This window comes from Streptomyces venezuelae ATCC 10712 (genome assembly GCF_008639165.1).
Taxonomy (GTDB): Bacteria; Actinomycetota; Actinomycetes; order Streptomycetales; family Streptomycetaceae; genus Streptomyces; species Streptomyces venezuelae.
Genome location: NZ_CP029197.1, coordinates 5710929 through 5734128, shown reverse-complemented (window position 1 = coordinate 5734128; position 23200 = coordinate 5710929). Strand labels below are relative to the sequence as shown.

At 71.5% G+C, this 23200-nt stretch carries 26 protein-coding genes; 2 read left to right on the top strand and 24 right to left on the bottom strand.

The window, feature by feature from the left end; translation table 11 throughout:
- Positions 1-93: 93 nt before the first annotated feature.
- The 5 genes from DEJ43_RS26625 to rpsB form a co-directional block, all read right to left on the bottom strand.
- Positions 94-1197, bottom strand: a complete 1104-nt coding sequence (locus tag DEJ43_RS26625; protein ID WP_015036489.1) for a phosphatidate cytidylyltransferase — start codon at positions 1195-1197, stop codon at positions 94-96.
- The gene (gene frr, locus DEJ43_RS26620) at positions 1197-1754 is read right to left on the bottom strand and encodes a ribosome recycling factor (RefSeq protein ID WP_030690629.1); all 558 of its coding nucleotides are present in this window, start codon (positions 1752-1754) and stop codon (positions 1197-1199) included. Before frr ends, DEJ43_RS26625 begins: the two co-directional genes overlap by 1 nt.
- A gap of 94 nt (positions 1755-1848) precedes the next feature.
- A complete protein-coding gene (gene pyrH, locus DEJ43_RS26615; protein WP_015036487.1) occupies positions 1849-2613 on the bottom strand; it encodes a UMP kinase in 765 nt (254 codons plus the stop codon).
- A gap of 163 nt (positions 2614-2776) precedes the next feature.
- Positions 2777-3613: a translation elongation factor Ts gene (gene tsf / locus DEJ43_RS26610; protein WP_015036486.1), complete on the bottom strand. Its 837-nt coding sequence runs from the start codon at positions 3611-3613 to the stop codon at positions 2777-2779.
- 100 nt (positions 3614-3713) lie between these two features.
- Complete coding sequence (gene rpsB / locus DEJ43_RS26605; protein WP_015036485.1) at positions 3714-4613, bottom strand: 30S ribosomal protein S2; 900 nt, start codon at positions 4611-4613, stop codon at positions 3714-3716.
- Positions 4614-4868: 255 nt separating this feature from the next.
- Between rpsB and DEJ43_RS26600 the strand changes: the two genes are divergently transcribed.
- Positions 4869-5375: a murein hydrolase activator EnvC family protein gene (locus DEJ43_RS26600; RefSeq protein WP_015036484.1), complete on the top strand. Its 507-nt coding sequence runs from the start codon at positions 4869-4871 to the stop codon at positions 5373-5375.
- Here DEJ43_RS26600 and DEJ43_RS26595 read toward each other — a convergent pair.
- The 17 genes from DEJ43_RS26595 to DEJ43_RS26515 form a co-directional block, all read right to left on the bottom strand.
- Positions 5356-5904 (bottom strand): TetR/AcrR family transcriptional regulator, encoded by a 549-nt coding sequence (locus DEJ43_RS26595; RefSeq protein WP_041664234.1) that lies wholly within the window; start codon positions 5902-5904, stop codon positions 5356-5358. The genes DEJ43_RS26600 and DEJ43_RS26595 overlap by 20 nt on opposite strands.
- A gap of 71 nt (positions 5905-5975) precedes the next feature.
- Complete coding sequence (gene whiG, locus DEJ43_RS26590) at positions 5976-6812, bottom strand: RNA polymerase sigma factor WhiG (protein WP_041662916.1); 837 nt, start codon at positions 6810-6812, stop codon at positions 5976-5978.
- A 239-nt stretch (positions 6813-7051) separates the two neighbouring features.
- Entirely contained in the window at positions 7052-8332 is a 1281-nt protein-coding gene (gene dprA / locus DEJ43_RS26585; protein ID WP_015036481.1) for a DNA-processing protein DprA, read from the bottom strand.
- Entirely contained in the window at positions 8329-9951 is a 1623-nt protein-coding gene (locus tag DEJ43_RS26580) for a YifB family Mg chelatase-like AAA ATPase (RefSeq protein ID WP_015036480.1), read from the bottom strand. Before DEJ43_RS26580 ends, dprA begins: the two co-directional genes overlap by 4 nt.
- Before the next feature lies 1 nt (position 9952).
- On the bottom strand, positions 9953-10318 hold the full coding sequence (locus tag DEJ43_RS26575) for a YraN family protein (RefSeq protein ID WP_015036479.1): 366 nt from the start codon (positions 10316-10318) through the stop codon (positions 9953-9955).
- Positions 10319-10440: 122 nt separating this feature from the next.
- Positions 10441-10749: a DUF2469 domain-containing protein gene (locus tag DEJ43_RS26570; RefSeq protein WP_005311352.1), complete on the bottom strand. Its 309-nt coding sequence runs from the start codon at positions 10747-10749 to the stop codon at positions 10441-10443.
- Positions 10750-10804: 55 nt separating this feature from the next.
- Positions 10805-11326 (bottom strand): NUDIX hydrolase, encoded by a 522-nt coding sequence (locus DEJ43_RS26565; RefSeq protein ID WP_015036478.1) that lies wholly within the window; start codon positions 11324-11326, stop codon positions 10805-10807.
- Entirely contained in the window at positions 11323-12096 is a 774-nt protein-coding gene (lepB, locus tag DEJ43_RS26560; protein WP_015036477.1) for a signal peptidase I, read from the bottom strand. The genes DEJ43_RS26565 and lepB (DEJ43_RS26560) overlap by 4 nt, the downstream gene beginning before the upstream one ends.
- 73 nt (positions 12097-12169) lie before the next feature.
- Positions 12170-13102, bottom strand: coding sequence for a signal peptidase I (lepB, locus tag DEJ43_RS26555; RefSeq protein WP_041662915.1), 933 nt, complete (start codon positions 13100-13102; stop codon positions 12170-12172).
- Positions 13035-14048: a signal peptidase I gene (gene lepB, locus DEJ43_RS26550; protein ID WP_015036475.1), complete on the bottom strand. Its 1014-nt coding sequence runs from the start codon at positions 14046-14048 to the stop codon at positions 13035-13037. Before lepB (DEJ43_RS26550) ends, lepB (DEJ43_RS26555) begins: the two co-directional genes overlap by 68 nt.
- The gene (gene lepB, locus DEJ43_RS26545; RefSeq protein WP_015036474.1) at positions 14041-14817 is read right to left on the bottom strand and encodes a signal peptidase I; all 777 of its coding nucleotides are present in this window, start codon (positions 14815-14817) and stop codon (positions 14041-14043) included. Before lepB (DEJ43_RS26545) ends, lepB (DEJ43_RS26550) begins: the two co-directional genes overlap by 8 nt.
- Before the next feature lie 69 nt (positions 14818-14886).
- Positions 14887-15237: a 50S ribosomal protein L19 gene (rplS, locus tag DEJ43_RS26540; protein WP_015036473.1), complete on the bottom strand. Its 351-nt coding sequence runs from the start codon at positions 15235-15237 to the stop codon at positions 14887-14889.
- Between the two features lie 129 nt (positions 15238-15366).
- Positions 15367-16188: a tRNA (guanosine(37)-N1)-methyltransferase TrmD gene (trmD, locus tag DEJ43_RS26535; RefSeq protein ID WP_015036472.1), complete on the bottom strand. Its 822-nt coding sequence runs from the start codon at positions 16186-16188 to the stop codon at positions 15367-15369.
- Positions 16185-16742, bottom strand: coding sequence for a ribosome maturation factor RimM (rimM, locus tag DEJ43_RS26530; protein WP_041662913.1), 558 nt, complete (start codon positions 16740-16742; stop codon positions 16185-16187). Before rimM ends, trmD begins: the two co-directional genes overlap by 4 nt.
- Positions 16743-16858: 116 nt before the next feature.
- The gene (locus DEJ43_RS26525) at positions 16859-17098 is read right to left on the bottom strand and encodes an RNA-binding protein (RefSeq protein WP_005311361.1); all 240 of its coding nucleotides are present in this window, start codon (positions 17096-17098) and stop codon (positions 16859-16861) included.
- A gap of 2 nt (positions 17099-17100) precedes the next feature.
- Positions 17101-17544 carry a 30S ribosomal protein S16 gene (rpsP, locus tag DEJ43_RS26520; RefSeq protein WP_015036470.1) on the bottom strand — a complete coding sequence of 148 codons (444 nt, stop codon included), beginning with the start codon at positions 17542-17544 and terminating at the stop codon, positions 17101-17103.
- 151 nt (positions 17545-17695) lie between these two features.
- Positions 17696-18289: a hypothetical protein gene (locus DEJ43_RS26515; RefSeq protein WP_041662912.1), complete on the bottom strand. Its 594-nt coding sequence runs from the start codon at positions 18287-18289 to the stop codon at positions 17696-17698.
- 356 nt (positions 18290-18645) lie between these two features.
- On the opposite strand from DEJ43_RS26515, the gene DEJ43_RS26510 reads away from it, so the two are divergent.
- A complete protein-coding gene (locus DEJ43_RS26510; RefSeq protein ID WP_015036468.1) occupies positions 18646-19371 on the top strand; it encodes a class I SAM-dependent methyltransferase in 726 nt (241 codons plus the stop codon).
- A gap of 167 nt (positions 19372-19538) precedes the next feature.
- Here DEJ43_RS26510 and ftsH read toward each other — a convergent pair whose 3' ends face one another.
- Positions 19539-21461 carry an ATP-dependent zinc metalloprotease FtsH gene (gene ftsH / locus DEJ43_RS26505; protein ID WP_041662911.1) on the bottom strand — a complete coding sequence of 641 codons (1923 nt, stop codon included), beginning with the start codon at positions 21459-21461 and terminating at the stop codon, positions 19539-19541.
- 138 nt (positions 21462-21599) lie between these two features.
- On the bottom strand, positions 21600-23153 hold the full coding sequence (gene ffh / locus DEJ43_RS26500; protein ID WP_015036466.1) for a signal recognition particle protein: 1554 nt from the start codon (positions 23151-23153) through the stop codon (positions 21600-21602).
- Between the last annotated feature and the right edge of the window lie 47 nt (positions 23154-23200).

Here is a 23200-nt window from a genome sequence, read left to right as displayed (position 1 = left end):
ATGCGGAACGGTTTCTGCTCGCCGGCCGCGCGCAGACGCGTCGGGGCCCGCCACCCAGGAGGGTGGCGGGCCCCGACGGCACACACGGACGGATCAGGCCGTTCCGACGAACAAGGCCAGCAGCAGCCAGACCACCGGTGCCGTCGGCAGCAGGGAGTCAAGCCGGTCCATGATGCCGCCGTGGCCCGGCAGCAGCGTGCCCATGTCCTTGATGCCCAGGTCACGCTTGATCATCGACTCGCCGAGGTCGCCGAGCGTCGCGCTCGCCGCCACCGCGAAGCCGAGGATCAGGCCCTGCCACCAGACACCCTCGTCGATCATGAACTCCATGCACAGCGCGCCCGCCGCCATGGCGAACGTCACCGCGCCGACCAGACCCTCCCGGGTCTTGCCCGGGCTGATCCGCGGGGCCAGCTTGTGCTTGCCGAAGCGCCAGCCGACCGCGTACGCCCCGGTGTCGCTGACCACGGTCAGGAGCAGGAAGGTCAGCACCCGCTGCGGGCCGTCGTCGGCGGTCAGCAGCAGCGCCACGAAGGTGGCGAGGAACGGCACGTAGAACGCGGCGAACACACCCGCCGTGACGTCCTTCAGATAACCCTCGGGGGGCTCCGTCATCCGCCAGACGAGCACCGCGAGCGCCGTGAGCGCCATCGCCACCCAGGCGCCCTCGGGACCCCGGACATAGCCGGCGACGACCATCGCCGCACCGCCGACGGCGAGCGGGACCAGCGGCGCCTTGATCCCCTTGCGCTCCTGGAGGCGGGAGGTCAGCTCCCAGAGCCCGACCACCACGGCGACCGCTATCACCCCGACGAACGCCGGCTTCCAGATGAACAGCGAGGCGATGATGACGGCCCCGAGACCGACCCCGACCCCTATGGCCGCGCCCAGATCGCGCCCCGCGCTCTTCTTCTGCCGGGGCGCCGACGGCCCGGGCGGCGGAGGCGGGGTGGGGCTGGGCATGGGCTCCTGCGGGTGCTCGTGCGGCGTCTCGTCACGGAACAGGGGACCGCTCGGGTGAGCGGCCCCCCGGCCGTGACCGTCCTGGAATCCGCCGGCGGGAACGTCGGGCACGATGGGCATGGGCCGAGTCTGCGCCGCCTGATGCCGATCGTATGCGGGACCCGCCGGGGCAGGCCCCTGGTCGGGTCCCCCACGGCCGGTACCGGCCGGGGCCCCCCAGGAAGAGTCGTTCATCAGACCTCGAGCAGCTCGGCTTCCTTGTGCTTGAGCAGCTCGTCCACCTGCGCGACGTACTTCGCGGTGGTGTCGTCGAGCTCCTTCTCGGCGCGGCGGCCCTCGTCCTCGCCGACCTCGCCGTCCTTGACGAACTTGTCGATGGTCTCCTTGGCCTTGCGGCGGACCGAGCGGATCGAGATCTTCGAGTCCTCGGCCTTGCCCTTGGCGACCTTGATGTACTCCCGGCGGCGCTCCTCGGTCAGCTCGGGGAACACCACCCGGATGATGTTGCCGTCGTTGCTCGGGTTGACGCCGAGGTCCGAGTCACGGATCGCCTGCTCGATGTTGCGCAGGGCGCTCTTGTCGAACGGGGTCACCACGGCCATCCGGGGCTCCGGGACGGAGAAGGAGGCCAGCTGGTTGATGGGGGTGATGGCGCCGTAGTAGTCGGCCACGATCTTGTTGAACATCGCCGGGTGCGCACGGCCGGTGCGGATCGCGGCGAAGTCCTCCTTGGCGACCACGACGGCCTTCTCCATCTTCTCCTCGGCCTCGAGGAGGGTCTCTTCGATCACCACATGCTCCTGCGTGTCGTCGCGGTTTGTCCTGCACGGTGTACGACCGGCAGGGCTCTGTCCAGCCCCTTGCGGGACGGTTCCCCGGTTCGGGTCAGGCCCGGGTGCCCTGGTCGCTCACGAGCGTGCCGATCTTCTCACCCTTCACCGCGCGCGCGATATTGCCCTCGGTGAGCAGTTCGAAGACGAGGATCGGGAGGTTGTTGTCCCGGCACAGGGTGATGGCGGTGGCGTCGGCGACCTTGAGGTCGCGGGAGATCACCTCGCCGTACTCAAGCGCGTCGAACTTGACCGCGTCGGGGTTGGCCTTCGGGTCGGAGTCGTAGACGCCGTCCACGCCGTTCTTGCCCATGAGCAGCGCCTCGGCGTCGATCTCCAGGGCACGCTGGGCGGCGGTGGTGTCGGTGGAGAAGTACGGCATGCCCATGCCCGCACCGAAGATGACCACGCGGCCCTTCTCCAGGTGGCGCACGGCGCGCAGCGGGATGTACGGCTCGGCGACCTGGCCCATGGTGATGGCGGTCTGGACGCGGGAGTCGATGCCTTCCTTCTCCAGGAAGTCCTGGAGGGCGAGGCAGTTCATCACCGTGCCGAGCATGCCCATGTAGTCGGAGCGGGCCCGGTCCATGCCGCGCTGCTGGAGCTCGGCGCCGCGGAAGAAGTTGCCGCCGCCGATCACGATCGCGATCTCCGCGCCGTCGCGGACGACGGCCGCGATCTCACGCGCGATGGCATGCACGACGTCGGGGTCGACGCCGAGGCCGGTACCGCCGGAGAAGGCTTCTCCGGACAGCTTCAGCATGTAGCGGCCGGCCTTCTTGCCGTTGTTGTCGTCGCCCTGTACGGCGCCCTGGTTCATGGAGATCTCCTCGTGCACATACGAAGGAGGCCATTGCCTTGGGTCCTCGCGGTTTCCCGTACGGCAATGGCCTCCTCGTCAGATCTGCGATCGTCCCGCGCGTGCGCTGACGACTGCTTCAGACCCTACCGGGGTCCGGTGTCCGTCGCGTTCGCGTACGGACTCAGATGCCGACCTTGATGCGGGTGAAGCGCTTCAGGGTGACACCGGCCTCGTCCAGGATCTGCTGGACGGACTTCTTGTTGTCAAGGGCGTACGGCTGACCGAGCAGCGTCGCGTCCTTGAAGAAGCCGTTCACGCGACCCTCGACGATCTTGGCGATCGCGGCCTCGGGCTTGCCCTCGGCGCGGGTGGTCTCCTCGGCGATGCGACGCTCGGACTCGACGACCTCGGCCGGGACGTCCTCACGGGTGAGGTACTTCGGCGCGAAGGCGGCGATGTGCTGGGCGACACCCTTGGCGACGGCGGCGTCGGCCTTGTCGAACTCGACGAGGACACCGATCTGCGGCGGGAGGTCCGGCATCGTGCGGTGCATGTACGCGTAGACGAAGCCGTCGGCGTACTGCGCGAAGCGGTCCAGGACGATCTTCTCGCCGAGGTTGGCGTTGGCCTCGTCGACGAACGCCTGCACGGTCTTGCCGGCCTCGATCTCGGAGGCGAGCAGCGCCTCGAGGTCGGCCGGGGCGGTGGCGGCGACGTGCTGGGCCAGCTGGGCGGCGACGGCCTGGAACTTGTCACCCTTGGCGACGAAGTCCGTCTCGCACTTCAGCTCGACCAGGACGCCCGAGGTGTTGTCGTCGGCGATGAGGGAGACCACGGCGCCGTTCTCGGCAGAGCGGCCCTCGCGCTTGGCGACGCCCTTCTGACCCTTGATACGGAGCGCCTCGACGGCCTTGTCGACGTTGCCGTCGGCCTCGTCGAGGGCCTTCTTGCAGTCCATCATGCCGGCGCCGGTGAGCTCGCGGAGCTTCTTGACGTCAGCGGCGGTGTAGTTCGCCATGAGTCTGTTTCTCTCTCGAAGTCTGAAAGATCGGGCGGGTCCACGGGTGGACGGCGGGGGCTTCGTGGGCCCCCGCCGTCCACCCGAAGGTCCTGAAAGGTCAGGCCTGCTCGGCGTCCGCGGCCGGGGCCTCGGCGGCAACCTCGGCCGGGGCCTCGGCGGCCTCGGCGTCGGCGACCTTCTCGGTCTCGGCGGAGGTCTGGACCTCGGCCTCGTCCTTCTTCTCACCCTCGAGGAGGTCGCGCTCCCACTCGGCGAGGGGCTCGCCGGCGGCCTTCTCGCCCGGCTTCGAGTCGCCGGTCGCGGCGCCGGAGCGGGCGATGAGGCCCTCGGCGACGGCGTCGGCGATCACGCGGGTGAGCAGGGTGACGGAGCGGATCGCGTCGTCGTTGCCCGGGATCTTGTAGTCGACCTCGTCGGGGTCGCAGTTGGTGTCGAGGATCGCGACGACCGGGATGTGGAGCTTGCGCGCCTCACCGACGGCGATGTGCTCCTTCTTGGTGTCGACGATCCAGACGGCGCTCGGCACCTTCTGCATCTCGCGGATACCACCCAGGGTCTTCTCCAGCTTGGCCTTCTCGCGCGAGAGGACCAGGAGCTCCTTCTTGGTGAGACCCGAGGCGGCGACGTCCTCGAAGTCGATCTGCTCGAGCTCCTTGAGGCGCTGCAGACGCTTGTAGACGGTGGAGAAGTTGGTGAGCATGCCACCGAGCCAACGCTGGTTGACGTACGGCATGCCGACACGCGTCGCCTGCTCGGCGATGGCCTCCTGGGCCTGCTTCTTCGTACCGACGAACATGATGGAGCCGCCGTGCGCGACGGTCTCCTTGACGAACTCGTAGGCGCGGTCGATGTACGACAGCGACTGGAGCAGGTCGATGATGTAGATGCCGTTGCGCTCGGTGAAGATGAAGCGCTTCATCTTCGGGTTCCAGCGACGGGTCTGGTGACCGAAGTGGACGCCGCTCTCCAGCAGCTCCCGCATCGTGACGACGGCCATGGCCGTATCTCCTTGGGTTTCTCGGTTGTGTTCCTGACGCCCCGACGCGCCATGCCCACGAGGGACCGAAAGGCGCTGCCACGTCCGGTGAGGTCGGTGGCGGGGCGTGCGAAGTCGACCCGGTGACCCGGGTCGCCATAGGAAGTGTACGGGACCCCGGGAGCGGCGGGTGACGGCGCTGTCCACAACCGGCCGGTCGTCCACAGATGCCGTCCACGGCCGCCGCGGGCCGGACGGGCGGGGGAGCCTCTCCCCATGTACCTCAGCGCACTGCTTCTGACCCTCGGCCTGCTCTGGCCGGTGGGCCCGCCACCGCCGGAGATCCTGCGCGGCTGGCAGCCGCCGCCCGGCCCGTACGCCGCCGGGCACCGCGGCGTCGACCTCGCCGCCCCGCCGGGCACGCCGGTCCTCGCCCCGGCGGACGGCACGGTCACGTTCGCCGGGCCGGTCGGCGGCCGCGGGGTCCTCACCCTCACCCTTCCGGATACGGGCGCTCCCCCGCTCCGCACCACCTTCGGTCCGGTGACCCCGCTGGTGCGGGCGGGCACGCGGGTGCGGGCCGGCACGCCGGTCGCCCGCGTCGACCCCGGCACCCACTGCCGGGAGTCCTGCCTCCACTGGGGCCTGCGCAGAGGCGACCGGTACCTGAATCCGCTGGCCCTGACGCGCCGCGCCCCGTCCCGTCTGCTGCCGCTGACGGCCGGCCCGGGGAGGCTGACGGCCGGGCCAGGGAGTCCCCCGGTCAGGCCGGGGGGCCGCTGACGCCGTGCAGGGCCATCGCGACCGCGGCTTCCGTGACGGCCTCGGGGTCCTCCGCCGCGCCGAGCTCGATGCGGCGGACGGCCGCGTCGACGACGCCCTGGAGGAGCATGGCGCCCAGCCGGGGCTGGGCCTGACCCAGGGCGGCGAGGGCTTCGACGATCATGGCGACGAGGCCGCCGTGGGCCGCGCGGATCTTCTCCCGGGCGCCGTCGTCGAGCTCGCTCGCCGAGATGGCGACGACCGCGCGGTGGCGCCGGTCCCCGACCAGCTCCAGCTGCTTGCGGACGTACGCCTCGACCTTGCCCTGCGGGGTGTCCGCGCCGTCCATCGCCAGCTCGACCTCGGCGGCCCAGACGGGGAAGTCCACCGCGCACAGCTCTTCGACGACGGCCGCGCGCGACCGGAAGTACTCGTACACCGAGGAGCGGGCGAGGCCCGTGCGCTCGGCGAGTGCGGGGAAGGTCAGCGCCTCCGTACCGCCCTCGGACAGCAGGGAACGCGCGGCGTCCAGGAGGGCGCCGCGCTGCATCGTCCGGTGCTCGGCCACCGAGGCCGCTCGAATCCTGGGCACGGCTCCACTGTACGACCGGCTCGCCCCGGTCAGCGTCCGACGTCGGCCAGCTTCGCGCGGAGCTGGAGGACCGACTTGGTGTGGATCTGGCTGACGCGGCTCTCGGTGACGCCGAGGACGTGGCCGATCTCGGCGAGGGTGAGGCCCTCGTAGTAGTAGAGCGTGACCACGGTCTTCTCCCGCTCGGGGAGGGTGTTGATGGCCCGGGCGAGCAGGCGGCGCAGCTCGCGGTCCTCGGCGACCTCGACGGGGTTGTCGGCGGCCGTGTCCTCCAGGGTGTCCATCAGCGAGAGCCGGTCGCCGCCCTCGCCGCCGACGTGCAGCAGCTCTTCCAGGGCGACGACGTTCGCCAGGGACAACTGGCTGAAAACCGCGTGCAGATCCTCCAGCGAGATGTCCATCTCCGCCGCGACCTCGGTCTCGGAGGGGGTGCGCCGGAGCTGGGCTTCGAGGGTGGCGTAGGCGCGCTCGACGTTGCGCGCCTTCTGGCGGACGGAGCGCGGGATCCAGTCGAGGGCCCGGAGTTCGTCGATCATGGCGCCGCGGATGCGGGTGATGGCGTACGTCTCGAACTTGATGGCGCGCTCGACGTCGAACTTCTCGATGGCGTCGATGAGCCCGAAGACCCCGGACGAGACGAAGTCGGCCTGTTCCACGTTGGACGGCAGCCCGACGCTGACGCGTCCCGCGACGTACTTGACGAGCGGCGAGTAGTGCAGGATCAGCTGTTCCCGCAGCCGCTCGTCGCCCGTCTCCTTGTACGACCGCCACAGTTCGTCGAGAGAGGTCGGTGCGGGTGGTCGCACGGTGCCCCGGGCTGCTGGGGGCACCGCAGCGCGGTCAGACCCGGAGGTGTGCTGGGGCATGCGTTGCCTTGAGCCGTTCTGCTGTCGGGTGTGTCGGTGCGGGTGTCCTGGACGGAATCCTGGTGAGCGTAGCGTGAGTGCGCGGTCGCGGTGCGCGAACGTCGGCGGAGAGCGCCGCTCCGGGTGGACGCCGTCGGCCACATCTTCGAACCCGGGCCGTGGCGCGTGTCGGCCCCTCGGGTGCGGCCGAGAGAACTCGATTGTTCATCGCCATCACCTTTTCACCCGAATGCTCCAGGTCAAGGACCGCCTCGCCGCGCGTTCGACGGAGGAGTCGTCGTGTTCGTCAACTGCCAGCCGTCCCCGCGCCGTTCGACGAAGCCCAGGGAGTGGAGTTCGTACAGCTTGGCGAGGGTGTCGTCGGGGGTGCCGCCGGCCCGGCGGGCGATGACGGTGGTGGGGGTGGGGCCGCGGGCGGGGACGGCCTCCAAAACCTGTGCCGTCGCGGGGGCGAGGAGGTCCCTGGGGAGTACGGGTCCCCGGCGCGCCGGGGCGAGCTGGCCCATGTCGCCGACGAGTTCGATGATCTCGTCGGCGTCCGTGACGAGGGTCGCGTCTCCCCGGAGGAGTTCGTGGACGCCCGCGGAGAGCGCGCTGGTGACGGGCCCGGGGACGCCCATGGTGTGGCGGCCGAGCCGGGCGGCGGCGCGGGCCGTGACGAGCGAGCCGCTGCGGTGCTGGGCCTCGATGACGACGGTGCCGCGGGTGAGGGCGGCGATGACCCGGTTGCGGAGGATGAAGCGGCTCGGGGTGGGGTGACTCTCCGGCGGCAACTCCCCCACGACGAGGCCCTGTTCGGCGACGCGGCGGATGAGCTGGTCATGGCCGCGCGGGTACGGGGTGTCGACGCCGCAGGCGAGCACGGCGACGGTGGCGCCGCCGGCCGCGAGCGCGCCGCGGTGGGCGGCGCCGTCGATGCCGTAGGCGGCGCCCGAGACGACGACCCAGCCCTGCCGGGCGAGCCCGGTGGCGAGGTCGGCCGCGGTGTGGGCGCCGTACGGGGTGCAGGCGCGGGCACCGACGAGGGCGACGGAGCGCAGCGCCCAGGTGCGCAGGTCGGCGGGGCCCCGGACCCAGAGGCCGAGCGGGCGGGCGTCGCCGAGGTCGTCGAGTTGACGGGGCCATTCGGTGTCGCCGGGGATGACGAAGCGGCCGCCGAGCGCCTGGACGGTGGCGAGGTCCCGGCCGGGGTCCGCGGCGGTGGCGCGCAGCCGCCAGGAGGCGACGCGTTTCTGTCCGGTGCCGGGGAAGGGGTCGTCGCCGGTGGCCGCTCCCCCGGCGGACCCGAGCAGTCGGTCGAGGAAGCCGACGGCCCCGTATCGCCGGAGCCAGCGTCCCGCGTGCTCGTCCCCGGGCTCGACGGCCCGACTGAGCACGGCCCGCACCACCCGCTCGTCGGCGACGCCGGGTCCCGAGGTGCCGCGGGTTCCCGAGGTGCCGGCGGGGTCGAGGTCGGGGGGTGGGGTCGGGGTCGCGTCCGGGTCCGGGGTCGCGTCGGGGCTGGGGGTCGGGGTGGTCATGGCCGGTCCCCCGCTCCGACCGGGACGCCGCGGGCGATTCCGGTGCGCAGTTCGAGGGCGAGGGCGATGTCCTGGCCGTCGGGCCGCTCGTGTCCGGCGAGGTCGGCGACGGTCCAGGCGACGCGCAGGACGCGGTCGAGGCCCCGGGCGGTGAGGAGTCCGCGCTCGATGTCGCGTTCGGCGTCGGCGAGGGCTCCGGGCGCGGCGAGGTACCGGGTCCGCAGCTCGTGGCCGGGGATCTCGCTGTTGACGCGCCAGGGGGTGTCGGCGAGCCGGGCGGCGGCGCGGGCCCGGGCCTCGTGGACGCGGGCGGCGACGGCCGCGCTGCTCTCGCCGCGGCCGCCCTGCCCGAGGAGGTCGGCGCGGGTGACGGGCTCGACCTCGACCCGGAGGTCGACCCGGTCGAGGAGGGGCCCGGAGAGTCGTGCCTGGTAGCGGCGGACGACCGCGGCCGGGCATTCGCACCCGGCGCCGTGCAGGGTGTGCCGTCCGCAGGGGCAGGGGTTGGCGGCGAGGGCGAGGAGGAAGCGGGCGGGCAGGCGGACGACCCCGGCGGCGCGGGCGATGACCACGTGCCCGGACTCCAGCGGCTGACGCAGGGCGTCGAGGGCCTTGCCCGAGAACTCGGGGGCCTCGTCCAGGAAGAGGATGCCGCGGTGGGCCAGGGAGACGGCGCCGGGCCGGGGAAGGCCGTTCCCGCCGCCGACGAGGGACTGCATCGTGGCGGAGTGGTGCGGCGCGCAGTAGGGGGCGCGGCGGACGAGGGGTTCGCCGGGCGGGAGGATCCCCGCGACCGAGTGGACGGCGGTGACTTCGAGGGACTCCTGCCGGGTGAGGGGCGGGAGGATGCCGGGGAGGCGCTCGGCGAGCATCGTCTTTCCGGCGCCCGGTGGGCCGGAGAGCAGCAGGTGGTGGCTGCCGGCGGCGGCGACCTCGAGGGCGCGGCGGGCGCGGTGCTGTCCGGCGACGTCGGCGAGGTCGGGGCCTTCGGCGGGGTCGCCGGGGCCGGCGGCGAGTCCGGTGCCGAGGCCCGCGCCGGGGACGAGGAGTCCGGCGAGCATGGCGTCGGGGCGGCCCGCTTCGGTGGGTTCCTCCTCGGGGACGGGTTCGTCGGTCAGGACGGCGATGAGCTGGCGGAGGCTGCGGACGCCGAGGACGGAGACCCCGGGGACGAGGGCGGCCTCGCCCGCGGTCTGTTCGGGGACGACGACCTGGCGGTATCCGGCGTCGGCGGCGGCGAGGACGGCGGGCAGGATGCCGCGGACGGGCCGGACGCGTCCGTCGAGGCCGAGTTCGCCGATGAGGACGAGGTCGGCGATGGCGCGCGGGTCGACGCGCTCGGCCGCGCCGAGCACCGCCGCCGCCACGGCGAGATCGAATCCGGACCCGCTTTTGGGGACGGACGCGGGGCTGAGGCCGACGGTGAGCTTCTTCTGGGGCCATTCGGCGCCGGCGTTGACGACGGCGGCGCGGACCCGGTCGCGGCTCTCGGTGAGGCTCTTGTCGGGGAGGCCGACGAGGGTGAAGGCGGCCACTCCGGGTTCGAGGTCGGCCTGGACCTCGACGACGACGCCTTCGACGCCGACGAGGGCGACGGAGCAGGTGCGGGCGAATCCCATCTCAGGCCACCCCCCGGGCGTGGGTGAGGACGGGGGCGCCGCGGCGGGGCAGGACGATGCCGACGAGGTCGATGCGGACGCCGCCGGGTGGGGCGGGGGCGTTCTGCCGGTCGAGCCAGCAGGCGGCGAGGCGGCGGAGCCGCTCGGCCTTGCCGGGTGTGACGGCGGCCATCGGATGTTCGTACCCGCCGTGGCGCCGTGTCTTGACCTCGCACATGACGAGGGTGTCGCCTTCCCGGGCGACGATGTCGATCTCGCCGGTCCGGCCGCAGCGCCAGTTGCGGGCGAGGATCTGCATGCCGGTCGCGGTGAGCCGGCGGGCGGCCAGCTCTTCTCCGTACCGTCCGAGTGCTTGGGTGCTGTTCATGCGGCACCACCTCCGTCACCGACTGTGACGGAGCGGGGCGGACCGCGTGCGGGGCTGTGGACGGAGGGAGGGCTGTGGAGAACCCGCTCACCCTTCGGGGTGAGGCGGGGCGAGCTGCCGGGTCAGCTGCCGGGGAGTTCGAGGTCGCTCTTGTTGAGCTCCTCGATGTTCACGTCCTTGAAGGTGAGGACACGGACCTGCTTGACGAACCTGGCCGGGCGGTACATGTCCCAGACCCAGGCGTCGGCCATGCTGACCTCGAAGAAGACCTCGCCCTGCACCGAGTGCACCTGCATCTCGTAGTCATTGGTGAGGTAGAAGCGTCGCTCGGTCTCGATCACGTATTTGAACAGCCCGACGACGTCGCGGTACTCCCGGTAGAGCTTCAGCTCCATCTCGGTCTCGTACTTCTCGAGGTCCTCGGCGCTCATGGCATGTTCCCCTTCAGCCGTGCGTCCCCCTATTGTGCGCCAGTCGAACGCGCCCCTAAACGACTTCCGGGGCGAGAACCACCGGTGCACGCGGAGGTCCCTCGTCGAGCAGCGTGCGCAGCAGCTCGGCGAGTCTGGTCGGGTACACCGTCTCACGCGCCGCCGACAGTTCGGCGGAGGTCCACCATCTCAGGCCCGCGAGGCTGCGGTTCTCCAGCTCGGTGAGGGCCTGGGGCCGGGGCGCCGCCTCGGTCCTCCGGGTGCGGGCGAGGTAGTACCACTCGTCCTGGTCCCAGCGGCGTCCGTCGAAGGGGAAGGAGCAGTACCGCGTCCAGAGCACGGGTCCGAGCTCGATGTCGGTGATGCCGGTTTCCTCGGCGAGCTCGCGCCGCGCCGCCTCCTCCCGCGTCTCGTCGCCCTCCAGGCCGCCGCCGGGCGTGAACCACCAGGTCTGGCCGGGGTCGTCGGGCTCGTATCCGTGCAGGAGGAGGATGCGGTCGTCGGGGTCGAGCAGCACGACCCGCGCGACCTTCCGCAGCACGGCGGCCGGCTCGGAGGTGGGCGCGGAGTCCGTCATGTACCCACCTTCTCGCTCTTCGGGCCGGCCGTTCCCGCCTGCGCCGTGCGCCGCTTCGTGAAGAAGTCCGCCACCGGCCCGTACGCGGCCCCGCCCAGGACCAGTACGGCTCCGGCGGCGATCGCGAGGAGGAGCGGCCGGACGGGCCCGGGCTCGGAGATGCCGCCCGGGAGTCCCGCGAAGCCCGTCGGGCGCTCCAGGAGGCCCTTGGCGGGCCAGATGACGCTGTCCACCCTGGCGACCACCATCGAGCGGGGGACGGTGCCCTGCCCGGCCTCGTCGAGGTGCGAGCGGGAGTCGAGCGAGGTGTGCCGGTCGTCGCCGAGGAGGAAGAGGTTGCCCGCGGGGACGGTCACCGAGAACTCCTCGCCCGAGGCGACGGTCCGGCCGCCCGCGCCGGACCTCAGATAGGGCTCCTCGACGGACGTGCCGTTGACGGTGAGGCGGCCGTCCGCGCCGCAGCAGGCGACGGTGTCGCCGCCGACGGCGACGACCCGCTTGACCATGGGCGAGTTGCTCCACAGCGGGTCGTTGAAGACGACGACGTCCCCGCGGCGCACCTCGTCGCCGTCGATGCGCTGGGCGAGGATCTTGGATCCCACGGCGAGCGTGGGGGTCATGGAGTCGCTGGGGACGGAGTACGGCCGGTAGAGCAGGGCTCCCACCACGAAGCCGCCGAGGAAGAGCACACAGCCGACGGCCACGGCCAGCCCCGACAGCACGCTGCCGAGGCGGCCGCGGCCGCCCTTGGTCCCACTGTTTCCGCTCATGTGCCATCCCGTAGGTCCGCCGGCGGACCGCTGGTCTTTCGGCGGTCCGGGACGGCACCCTACCCGCGGGTCACTACTCGGCGGTATGCCGAGCGGCGACCTTCTTCCGGCGCCACAGCACCAGCGGGAGCGCTCCGGCGACGCTCACCGCGCCGAGCGGGGCGGCGGCCGCGGCCTTGTCGAGGCCGGGCTGGTCGAAGATGTCGGGGACCGGGAGGGTGGCCCAGCGGGTGACGGGCCAGGCGATCACGACGGCGCGGCCCACGACCTCGTCGTTGGAGACGGTGCCGCCGCCGGGGAGCTGCTGGTGGAAGCGGGAGTCCAGGGAGTTCTGCCGGTTGTCGCCCATGACCCAGATGCGGCCCTCGGGGACCTTGACGGGGCCGAAGGAGTCCTGGCAGGGGACGGAGCCGGGGTAGAGGTACGAGGTCTCGTCCAGCTGGACGCCGTTGAGGACGACCTTGCCGCCCTCCTTGCAGGACACGGTGTCGCCTCCGACGGCGATGACCCGCTTGATGAGGTCCTTCTCCTCGGCGGACGGCATGAGGCCGATGAAGCTGAGGAACTTCTGCACGACGTTCGGCTTGGGCGCGGTCTGGCCTTCGAGCCAGCCGCCCGGGTCGTGGAAGACGACGACCTCGCCGCGCTCGGGCTCCGAGCCGAACCAGGGGGTCAGTTTGTCGACGAGGACCCGGTCGCCCTTCTGGAGGGTGTTCATCATCGATTCCGAGGGGATCGAGAACGCCTGCACCAGGAAGGTCTTGATCAGCAGGGCGAGCACCAGCGCGATGCCGACGAGGAGCGGCAGTTCCTTCCAGAAGGAACGCTGGTTCCTCGGCCGCCCGCCGGAGCCGCCCGCCGTGTCGTCGTCGCCGTCACCCGGCGTTTCGCCGCCCGGTGGCTGCGCCTGCTCGTCCGTCACGTCGTCACCCGTCGTGTCATCGCCGAAGGCCCCGTCGGCCCTCTCGTCGGGCCCATCGTGTCCGGATCGTGCGCCGACGGCCAAATCCCCCACATCCACTCCTCAGTCCGTGCGATCGCCTGTCCCCGAACAGGGACAGGCCCACCACTCCCATAACGAGCAGAAGTTCCGCAGGGGTCGGGAGCCCGGGCAATCCGTTCAGATTCCGCTGGGACACACTATGCGACAGACCGAGCGCCGACCCGGAACCCGTACTGCCGTCCGGTACGGCGGCGAAGGTGTCGCGTTCCTCCAGGCCGCGCCAGTGCGCGACGGGCCAGACGATCATCACGGCCCGCCCCACGACCTGCTCCTCGGAGACGGTCCCGTGGTCCTGCTCGTCGAGGTGGTAGCGGGAGTCCGCCGAGTCGGACCGGTGGTCGCCGAGGACGAAGATCCGGCCCTCCGGGACCTTCACCTCGAAGGGGATGGTCGACGGCTGGTTCCCCGGGTGCAGGTACGGCTCGTCCAGGGGTACGCCGTTGACGGTGAGCCGCCCGTCCTCGCCGCAGCAGCGGACGGTGTCGCCGCCGACGGCGACGACCCGCTTGATGAGGTCCCGGTCGTCGGCGGAGGGCAGCAGCCCGATGAAGGTGAGGGCCTGCTTGACCTGCTTGACGCCGACCGGGTCCTCCTCGGCCGGCGCGGCCTCCTGCTGGAGCCAGTTGCCGGGGTCCTTGAAGACGACGACGTCACCGCGCTGCGGGCGCGAGCCGAACCACGGGGTGAGCTTGTCGACGAGGACCCGGTCGGAGATCCGGATCGTCTGCTCCATGGAGCCGGAGGGGATGACGAAGGCCTGGACCAGGAAGGTCTTGAGGACGAGCGCGATGAGGACGGCCACCGTGATCAGCACGGGGATCTCGCGCAGCGCGGAGCGCTGCCTGCGCCGTCTGACCCGGCGGGCGAGCCTGCGCCGCTCGGCCCGGCCCGGCAGCGGCGCGCCCTGCTCGGGGTCGTGACCGCCCGGCGGCCGTCCCCGGCTACCCACGGGGCCCCACCGGGTGTCCGCCGGGCGGGGCGGCCGGTACGGCGTCGAAGGCGTCGGTCCCCCGGACCGTGGACCAGCGGCCGAACGGCCAGGCGATCCAGTCGGCGCGTCCGACGACCTTGTCGACCGGGACCATGCCGCCGCCGGGGTTGCCCAGGTGGTCGCGGGAGTCGCTGGACTGGCTGCGGTGGTCGCCCATGACCCAGAGCCGGTTCTGCGGGACGACGATGTCGAAGGGCACGCTGGACGGCTGGTCGCCGAGCATCACGTACCGCTCCTCGACGGGGACGCCGTTGACGGTGAGCCGGCCGTTCCTGTCGCAGCAGACGACCCGGTCGCCGCCGATGCCGACGACCCGCTTCACGAAGTCGGTCTCGTCGGGCTCGGCGAGCCCGAGGGCGGCCGCCCCGTCGTGCAGGAGTCCGGTGACGGGATTGCCCGCGGGCTGCTCCCGTACGAAGGAGCCGGTGCCGTCGAAGACGACGACGTCGCCCCGGGCCGGCTCACTGCCGAAACGGTACGCCAGCTTGTTGACCAGGATCCGGTCACCGACCTGGAGGGTCGGCTCCATGGAGCCGCTCGGGATCAGGAAGGGCTGCACCACGAAATGGCTCAGGAGCAGCAGGAAGGCCACGCACACAGCGCCGAGGAGCGCCGCGCGCCGCCGGCCGGACGTGGTCCTGGAGTCCTCGGAAACGCGCGCGGAGCGCGACCCGTCCTCCGTGTCGGAAGAGGGGTCGCGCTCCGTGTCGTGTGCTTCGGTGTCCATCGGTGGCAGAGCCTATCCGGCCTGCCTGTGCGAGGGCTCGGAAGCGTCGAGCGTGCCGGGAGCCGAGGCTCAGCGGTCGCGCTTCTCCTTGATCTTGGCAGCCTTGCCGCGCAGCTCACGCAGGTAGTAGAGCTTGGCGCGACGGACGTCACCGCGGGTCACGAGCTCGATCTTCTCGAAGATCGGGCTGTTCACCGGGAAGGTGCGCTCGACGCCGACGGAGAACGAGACCTTGCGGACCGTGAAGGTCTCGCTGACGCCCGAGCCCTGACGGCGGATGACGACACCCTTGAACTGCTGGATGCGGGAGCGGTTGCCCTCGATGACGCGCACGTGGACGTTCACGGTGTCGCCGGGACGGAAGGCGGGGAGGTCGGAGCGGAGCGAACCCGCGTTGACCTGGTCGAGCAGGGAGGCCATGGAGGTCTCTTTCCTCGCTGATGCCACAGGTCATCAGCGGTACGTTCGAAGATGATTCGGAAGGCCGTACGTCATGGGCGGCGTCGTTCCCCCTGTGGCAGGGGCGCGCGCCGGACGGACGACAGCGGCCTATTCTTCCACGTCGTCGAGCCTGCGCCAAAATCGGCCGCCGGGCTCGGGCGCCCAGCCCATCATCGAGAGGATCTCGCGGTCCTTCTTGTCGAAGGCCGCCGGGTCGCAGCGCTCGATGAGATCGGGCCGGTGGGCGGCGGTACGGCGGAAGGCCTCGTCGCGCCGCCAGCGGGCGATCTTGCCGTGGTGCCCGCTGAGCAGGACGTCGGGGATGCCCCGGCCGCGCCACTCGGGGGGCTTGGTGTAGACGGGCCCCTCCAGGAGGTTGGCCATGGCCCCGGGGGCGAAGGAGTCGTCCCGGTGGGACTCGGCGTTGCCGAGGACGCCGGGCAGCAGCCGGGCGACGGCCTCGGTGACGACGAGGACGGCGGCCTCCCCGCCGGCCAGCACGTAGTCGCCGATGGAGACCTCGTACACGGGCATCCGGGTCGCGTACTCGTCCATGACGCGGCGGTCGATGCCCTCGTAGCGGGCCGGGGTGAAGATCAGCCAGGGCCGCTCGGAGAGCTCGACGGCGAGCTCCTGGGTGAAGGGGCGGCCGCTGGGGGTGGGGACGACGAGGACGGGGCCGTGGGCGCCGCCCTCGTAGCCGTCGGCGAGCGTCTGGTCGAGCGCGTCGCCCCAGGGGTCGGTCTTCATGACCATGCCGGGACCGCCGCCGTACGGGGTGTCGTCGACGGTGTTGTGCCGGTCGTACGTCCAGTCCCGCAGGTCGTGGACGTGGACGTCGAGCTGTCCGCGCGCGCGGGCCTTGCCGACCAGCGAGACGTTCAGCGGTTCGAGGTACTCGGGGAAGATCGTGACGACGTCGAGCCTCATGCCTCGTCCTCACCGGACTCGTCGCGGGAGGAGACGATCTCGGCGCGGTCGTCGATCAGACCCGGCGGCGGGTCGATGACGGCGCGCTGCTCCTCCAGGTCGATCTCGGTGACGATCGACTCGACGAAGGGGATCATCAGCTCGGTGCCGTCGGGGCGCTCGACGATGAAGAGGTCCTGGGACGGCAGGTGGGAGATCTCGGTGATCCGGCCGATCTCGGTGCCGTCGGCGAGCACCACGTCCAGGTCCATGAGCTGGTGGTCGTAGTACTCGTCCTCCTCCTCGGGCAGTTCCGTGGGGTCGACCTCGGCGATGAGGAGGATGTTGCGCAGGGCCTCGGCGGCGTTCCGGTCGCGGACGCCCTCGAAGCGCAGCAACAGCCGGCCGCTGTGCACCCGGCCGGTCTCGATGGTCAGCGGCCCGGCCGAGGCCGGGTCGGTGAGCAGCACGGCACCGGGGCCGAGCCTGAGCTCGGGCTCGTCCGTGCGGACCTCGACGGTGACCTCGCCCTTGATCCCGTGGGCGCGGCCGATCCGCGCGACTACCAACTGCACTGCTCCACACTCTCCTGTCACACAGCTCGTACGACGCGAACGACAACGGGCCGGGGCGGGCTCGAAAGCCCTCCCCGGCCCGTGCCGGCACAACTAAGGTGATGCTGCCGGCCTGCTCAGCGGACCTGGTCCACGTCGACGAGGTCGACCCGGATGCCACGGCCGCCGATGGCACCCACGACGGTACGCAGCGCACGCGCGGTGCGGCCGTTGCGGCCGATCACCTTGCCGAGGTCGTCGGGGTGGACCCGGACCTCCAGCACGCGGCCGCGGCGCAGGTTGCGCGAGGCGACCTGCACGTCGTCGGGGTTGTCGACGATGCCCTTCACGAGGTGCTCGAGAGCCTCCTCGAGCATGATCAGGCCTCGGTCGACTCGGTGGACGCGGCCTCGGCCTCGTCCGCCTTCTTGTCGGCCTTCTTGGCCTTCGGGGTGATGGCCTCACCCTTGTCGTCGCCGCCCTCGAGGGTCTTCGCGAACTCGTCGAACGAGGCGCGCTTCGCCTCCTTCGTGGCGGGGACGAGCAGAGCCTTCTCGGGGGCCGGGAGGCCCTTGTGCTTCTGCCAGTCGCCGGTGAGCTTCAGGATGGCGAGAACCGGCTCGGTCGGCTGGGCGCCGACGGACAGCCAGTACTGCGCACGCTCGGAGTCGACCTCGATACGCGACGGGTTGTACGTCGGGTGGTAGAGGCCGATCTCCTCGATCGCGCGACCGTCACGACGGGTGCGGGAGTCGGCGACGACGATGCGGTAGTGCGGCTGGCGAATCTTGCCGAGGCGCTTGAGCTTGATCTTGACTGCCACTGGAGTGGTGTCTCCTGGTCTTGACGTGGTTGGGCACTTTGAGATGCCACGTGGGGTTGCGGTACTCGGATGCCCGATGGACGCGTCAGCCGGAGGAGAGAGGGGTCCTGTGCGACTGTCGAGTACAGCTAGCCATTGTGCCACACCGCGATCAGCTCGCGGCGCCCACCGTCTCCGGGATGCGGAAGGGCTTGCCGCAGCCGCCGCAGACGATCGGGGCCTGGGCGAGCACCGACGGGACCACGCGCACGTTCCGCCCGCAGTCGCAGACGGCCTTGACGCGGACGCCGCCGCCCGATGAGCCGTGCCGGGCGGCCGGTCCGCGGAAGGAGCGCTTGGTGTCGGCCGCGGTGGCGACGGTGTGGGCCTTGAGGGCGCGCTGGAGCCGCTCGATGGTGGGGCGGTAGCGCCGCCTCGCCTCGGGGGTGAGCGTGACCAGCGAGAAGCCGCTGCTGGCGTGCGGCTCCTCGGGGTGGTCGAGGCCCATCTCCTCGGCGATCGCGAGGAATCTGCGGTTGTGGTAGCGGCCGGCGCGCGAGGTGTCGCGGACACCCCGGGCGGCTGCGATGCCGTGGACTGCCTCGTGGAGCAGTCGTTCGAAGGAGAGCTCGGCGCCGCAGGCGGACGAGGACTCTCCGATCAGGGACTCGGGCGCGGCAAGGTCGGGCAGCTCGGGGTGGTGCCGCTGAATGTCGGCCCACGCCTGTGCCAGCTCTGCGGCGAGAACAGGTGGTGTCGTGCTCACGTCGCGTACAACGAGCCGAAGTGCCCCCGGGTTCCATTCCGGGGCATCCCAAATATTTTGCACGTACCCGTCAGTTGCCGTTGATGGGTCGTGACGAGGGCCAGTGCGCCGATCTGCGGAGAAGCCGCTCAGCGGGCGTCAAGCTGGTGCGTAGTAGCGCATACGCCCCGGCGCGTAGCCGTGGTGCGCGCGCCCTGGGGGCGTTCCCGGAGAAGCCGGGAAGCGTGGCAGGGACCTTACCGGGTCGGTTCCCTCCGGGACGAATCGGTGCGGTGCGAGCACTGGACGCGGCCCGGGATGCGCAGTTCCCTGACTACGGGGGGCTGTCGTCCGAGCACGGATAGGGGCACTTTTCCATGACACCTACGCTCGTCCCGCACCACCCCGCGCGCGACTGGGCCGAGATCCAGGAACGGATGCTCGTCCCGCTCTACGAGGCGGTGTACGACCGGCTCGGCGTGGGCGCCGGGACCCGGGTCCTGGGCCTGCGCTGCGGCTCCGGCCTGGCCCTTCTGATGGCGGCGGCCCGGGGCGCGAGCGTCGTCGGCGCGGACCGGGACCACGCGCGCGTGGAGCTGGCGAGGGAGCGGCTCCCCGAGGCGGTGACGGTCACGGAGGAGCCCCCGGAGGGTGTCCCGTACGACGTGATCACGGCCTTCCACACCACGGACCGGCTCCTGCCCGAGCTGGTCGCCGTCACCCGTACGGCGCAGCCGGGCACGACGGTCGTGCTCGCCGGGTGGGGTCCGCCGGAGCGCTGCGCCACGGAGCCGGTGCTGCGGGTCGGGGCCCGGCTCGCGGACCGCCGTCCCGGGCTCGTCACGGACCTTGACGGGCTGGTGGCGGGGGCGGGGCTGCGGCCGGACGGTTCGGGGCGGGTGGCCTGCCCCTTCGGGTACGCGAACGAGGGCAGCGCGGTCCGCGGACTGCTCTCGACGGGCGCCTTCGACGAGGCGGTCCGGGCGACGGACCTCGGCCAGGTGGAGAAGGAGATCGCGGAGGCACTCGCCCCGCACGTACGCGCGGACGGGACGGTGTGGATGCCGAACGTCTTCCGGTACGTGGTGGCCCGGGTGCGCTAAACGACACGACGGCGGCCCGCCCCGGCCGCCGCGACCATTACGGACCGGCGCCCGCGCAGTCGTCCCGGACGCCGTGAACCGCGCCTGCCCGGTCGACCCGGGCCCCGTGGACAGCGCCCGCGCGGCCGACCCGGACGCCGTGGACAGACGCACGCGGCCCCCGTCGGTCAGTCCTCGTGTCCCGCGCGCGGGAGGCCCGCCGCGCGGTAGGCGGCCGCCTCCTCCAGGGTCTCGTTCTCCAGGAGCGCGGCGGCCAGCGCGTCCAGTCGGCCGCGGTGCTCGCGGAGCTGGCGTACGGCGCTCTCGTAGCACTCGTCGACGATGCGGCGCATCTCCGCGTCCACGGTGTCGAGGGTCGCGGGCGCCGCCGAGAGGCCGTACGCCTGCTGGGCGTCGCTCGGGATGGCGGTGAGCCGGCCGACGCGCTCGCTCATGCCCCAGCGGCCCGCCATGCCCCGGGCGATGTTGGTGACCTGTTCCAGGTCGCTCTCGGCGCCGGTGGTGACGACGCCGAAGACGACCTGTTCGGCGGCCATGCCGCCGAGGGCGCCGATGATCCGGCCGCGCAGGTAGTCCTCGGTGTAGGCGTACTTGTCGGAGTCGGGAGTGGAGAGGGTGACGCCGAGGGCGCGGCCGCGCGGCACGATGGTGATCTTGCGGACCGGGTCGGCGCCGGGCTGGAGCATGCCGAGGAGGGCGTGCCCGCTCTCGTGGTACGCGGTGCGGCGCCGCTCGTCGGCCGGCATCACGAGCGGCCGTTCGGCGCCGAGCTGGACCTTCTCCAGGGCGTCGGACAGGTCGGACTGGGTGACGGCCTTCTGCTCGCGCTTGACCGCGAGCAGGGCGGCCTCGTTGGCGAGGTTGGCGAGTTCGGCGCCGGTCATGCCCGGGGTCGTCCGGGCCACGTGCTCCAGGTCGACGTCCTTGGCGAGCGGGATCTCCCGGGTGTGGATCTTGAGGATGGCCTCCCGGCCGCCCCGGTCCGGCGGGTTGACGTGCACGATCCGGTCGAAGCGGCCCGGCCGGGTGAGGGCCGGGTCGAGGACGTCGGCGCGGTTGGTGGCGGCGAGGACGATGACGCCTTCGGAGCCGGTGAAGCCGTCCATCTCGGTGAGGATCTGGTTGAGGGTCTGCTCGCGCTCGTCGTGGCCGCCCATCCCGGAGCCGCCGCCGCGGGCCCGGCCGATGGTGTCGATCTCGTCGATGAAGATGATCGCCGGGGCGACCTTGCGGGCCTCGGCGAACAGTTCGCGGACCCGGGAGGCTCCGACGCCCACGATCATCTCGATGAACTCGGACGCGGAGGCGGAGAAGAACGGCACTCCGGCCTCGCCGGCGACGGCGCGGGCGAGCAGGGTCTTGCCGGTGCCGGGCGGGCCGGCGAGGAGCACGCCGCGGGGCATCTTGGCGCCCATCTCGCGGTAGGCCTGGGGGTTTTTGAGGAAGTCGACGACGTCGTTGAGCTCGCCCTCGACCTCGTCGATGCCGGCGACGTCCTCGAAGGTCGTGCGCTTGGCGCCGGTCTCGAGTTCGACGGGTTTCGGCGGGGCCTTGCGGCCGAGCATGCCGCCCGCGCCGCCCATCCCGGAGCTCATCCGGCGGGCGATGAACACCCAGAGCAGGACGAGCAGCAGCATCGGCGCCAGCGAGATGAGGAGGTTGGCGAGGAAGCTGCGTTCCTGGACGACGGGTTCGGCGGTGACGACGACGTTCTGCTTGGTCAGCTGGGCCCACAGGTCGTCGTCGGCGAAGGCGGGCCGCTGGGTGGTGAACTTCGTGTAGTCGCCGTCGCCGTCCGGCACGGGCTGTTTGTTCTTCAGCTGGCCCTGGATCGCGTCGCCCTTGGAGTAGATCTTGGTGACGTTCCCGGCGGCGACCTGCTTGTCGAACTCGGTGTACGAGATCGTCGGCCCGTCCCCCTCGTTGAAGAACGACAGGACGATGTTGGCGATCAGGTACACGGCGAGCGCGGTGAGGACGAGGCCGCCCCAGCCGCCCGGCATCCGTTTCCTCGGCGACGGGGGCGGCGGAGCCCCTTCCGAGCGCCAGGGCTGATCGGTCCGGTCGCGCGGGGGTACGGGGTTGGCCACGTGGCTCTCCTCGGGGCGGCTGTGGCCCCAGTATCGAAGAGCGGGACGGACCCGGCATCGTGGGCGGTCCGGAGGGGTGAAAAGGGGCCCGGGGCGGTTTCGTGCCGCCCCGGGCCCCTACTCACGGGCCGACCGATGTCAGCTCATGAACTTCTTGAACTCGTCCGGCAGCTCGAAGTCCTTCGGGGTCTGCCCCGGCGCCGGGAGGCCGAAGGCCCCGCCCTGCTGCGCCTGGTCGCGGCGCTCGGCGGCGGCCTGCTCCTCGGCCTTCCGCTTCATCGGGTTGCCGCTCTTGCGCTTGCCCTTGGCCTGCTTGGCCTGCTTCTTCTGCCGGCCGGGGCCGCCGCCCATGCCCGGCATGCCCGGCATCCCGGGGAGGCCGCCGCCCTGCGCCATGCGGGACATCATCTTGCGGGCCTCGAAGAACCGCTCCACCAGGCCCTTGACCGCGCTGACCTCGACGCCCGAACCCTTGGCGATACGGGCCCGGCGCGAGCCGTTGATGATGGTCGGGTCCTGCCGCTCGCCCGGGGTCATCGACTTGATGATGGCCGCCGTGCGGTCGACGTCCTTCTCGTCGATGTTGTTGATCTGCTCCTTCATCTGGGCCATGCCCGGGAGCATGCCGAGCAGCTTCGAGATGGAGCCCATCTTGCGGACCTGCTCCATCTGCGCCAGGAAGTCGTCGAGCGTGAACTCCTGGCCCTTCTTCGAGGCGAGCTTGGAGGCCATCTTGGCCGCCTCGTCCTCGTCGAAGGTCTGCTGCGCCTTCTCGATGAGGGAGAGCATGTCGCCCATGCCGAGGATGCGGGACGCCATGCGGTCCGGGTGGAACGCGTCGAAGTCGTCCAGCTTCTCGCCGTTGGAGGCGAACATGATCTGCTTGCCGGTGACGTGCGCGATGGAGAGCGCGGCACCACCGCGGGCGTCGCCGTCGAGCTTGGACAGCACGACGCCGTCGAAGCCGACACCGTCGCGGAAGGCCTCGGCGGTGTTGACCGCGTCCTGACCGATCATGGCGTCGACGACGAACAGGATCTCGTCGGGGCTGACGGCGTCGCGGATGTCCGCGGCCTGCTGCATCAGCTCCTGGTCGATGCCGAGGCGGCCGGCGGTGTCGACGATGACGACGTCGTAGAGCTTGGTCCGCGCGTGCTCGATCGAGTCCTTGGCGACCTGGACCGGGTCGCCGACGCCGTTCCCGGGCTGCGGGCCGTAGAAGGCGACGCCGGCTCGGTCGGCGACGACGGAGAGCTGGTTGACGGCGTTCGGACGCTGGAGGTCACAGGCGACGAGCAGCGGGGAGTGGCCCTGGCTCTTGAGCCAGAGGCCGAGCTTTCCGGCGAGGGTGGTCTTACCGGCACCCTGGAGACCGGCGAGCATGATCACGGTCGGCGCCGTCTTGGCGAACCGCAGGCGGCGGGTCTCGCCGCCCAGGATCGAGATCAGCTCATCGTTGACGATCTTGATGACCTGCTGCGAGGGATTCAGCGCCTTGGAGACCTCGGCGCCGAGGGAGCGTTCCTTGACGTTCTTGATGAACGCGCGGACTACCGGCAGGGCGACATCGGCCTCAAGGAGTGCGATACGGATTTCCCGGGCCGCACTGTCGATGTCCTGCTCGGAGAGGCGACCTTTGCCCCGGAGGGACTTGAAAGTCGCGCTGAGGCGGTCGGAAAGCGTATCGAACACAGTGGTCGCGATCCTCGGGTCGGGGCGGATGGTCGCCACCCAGGGTA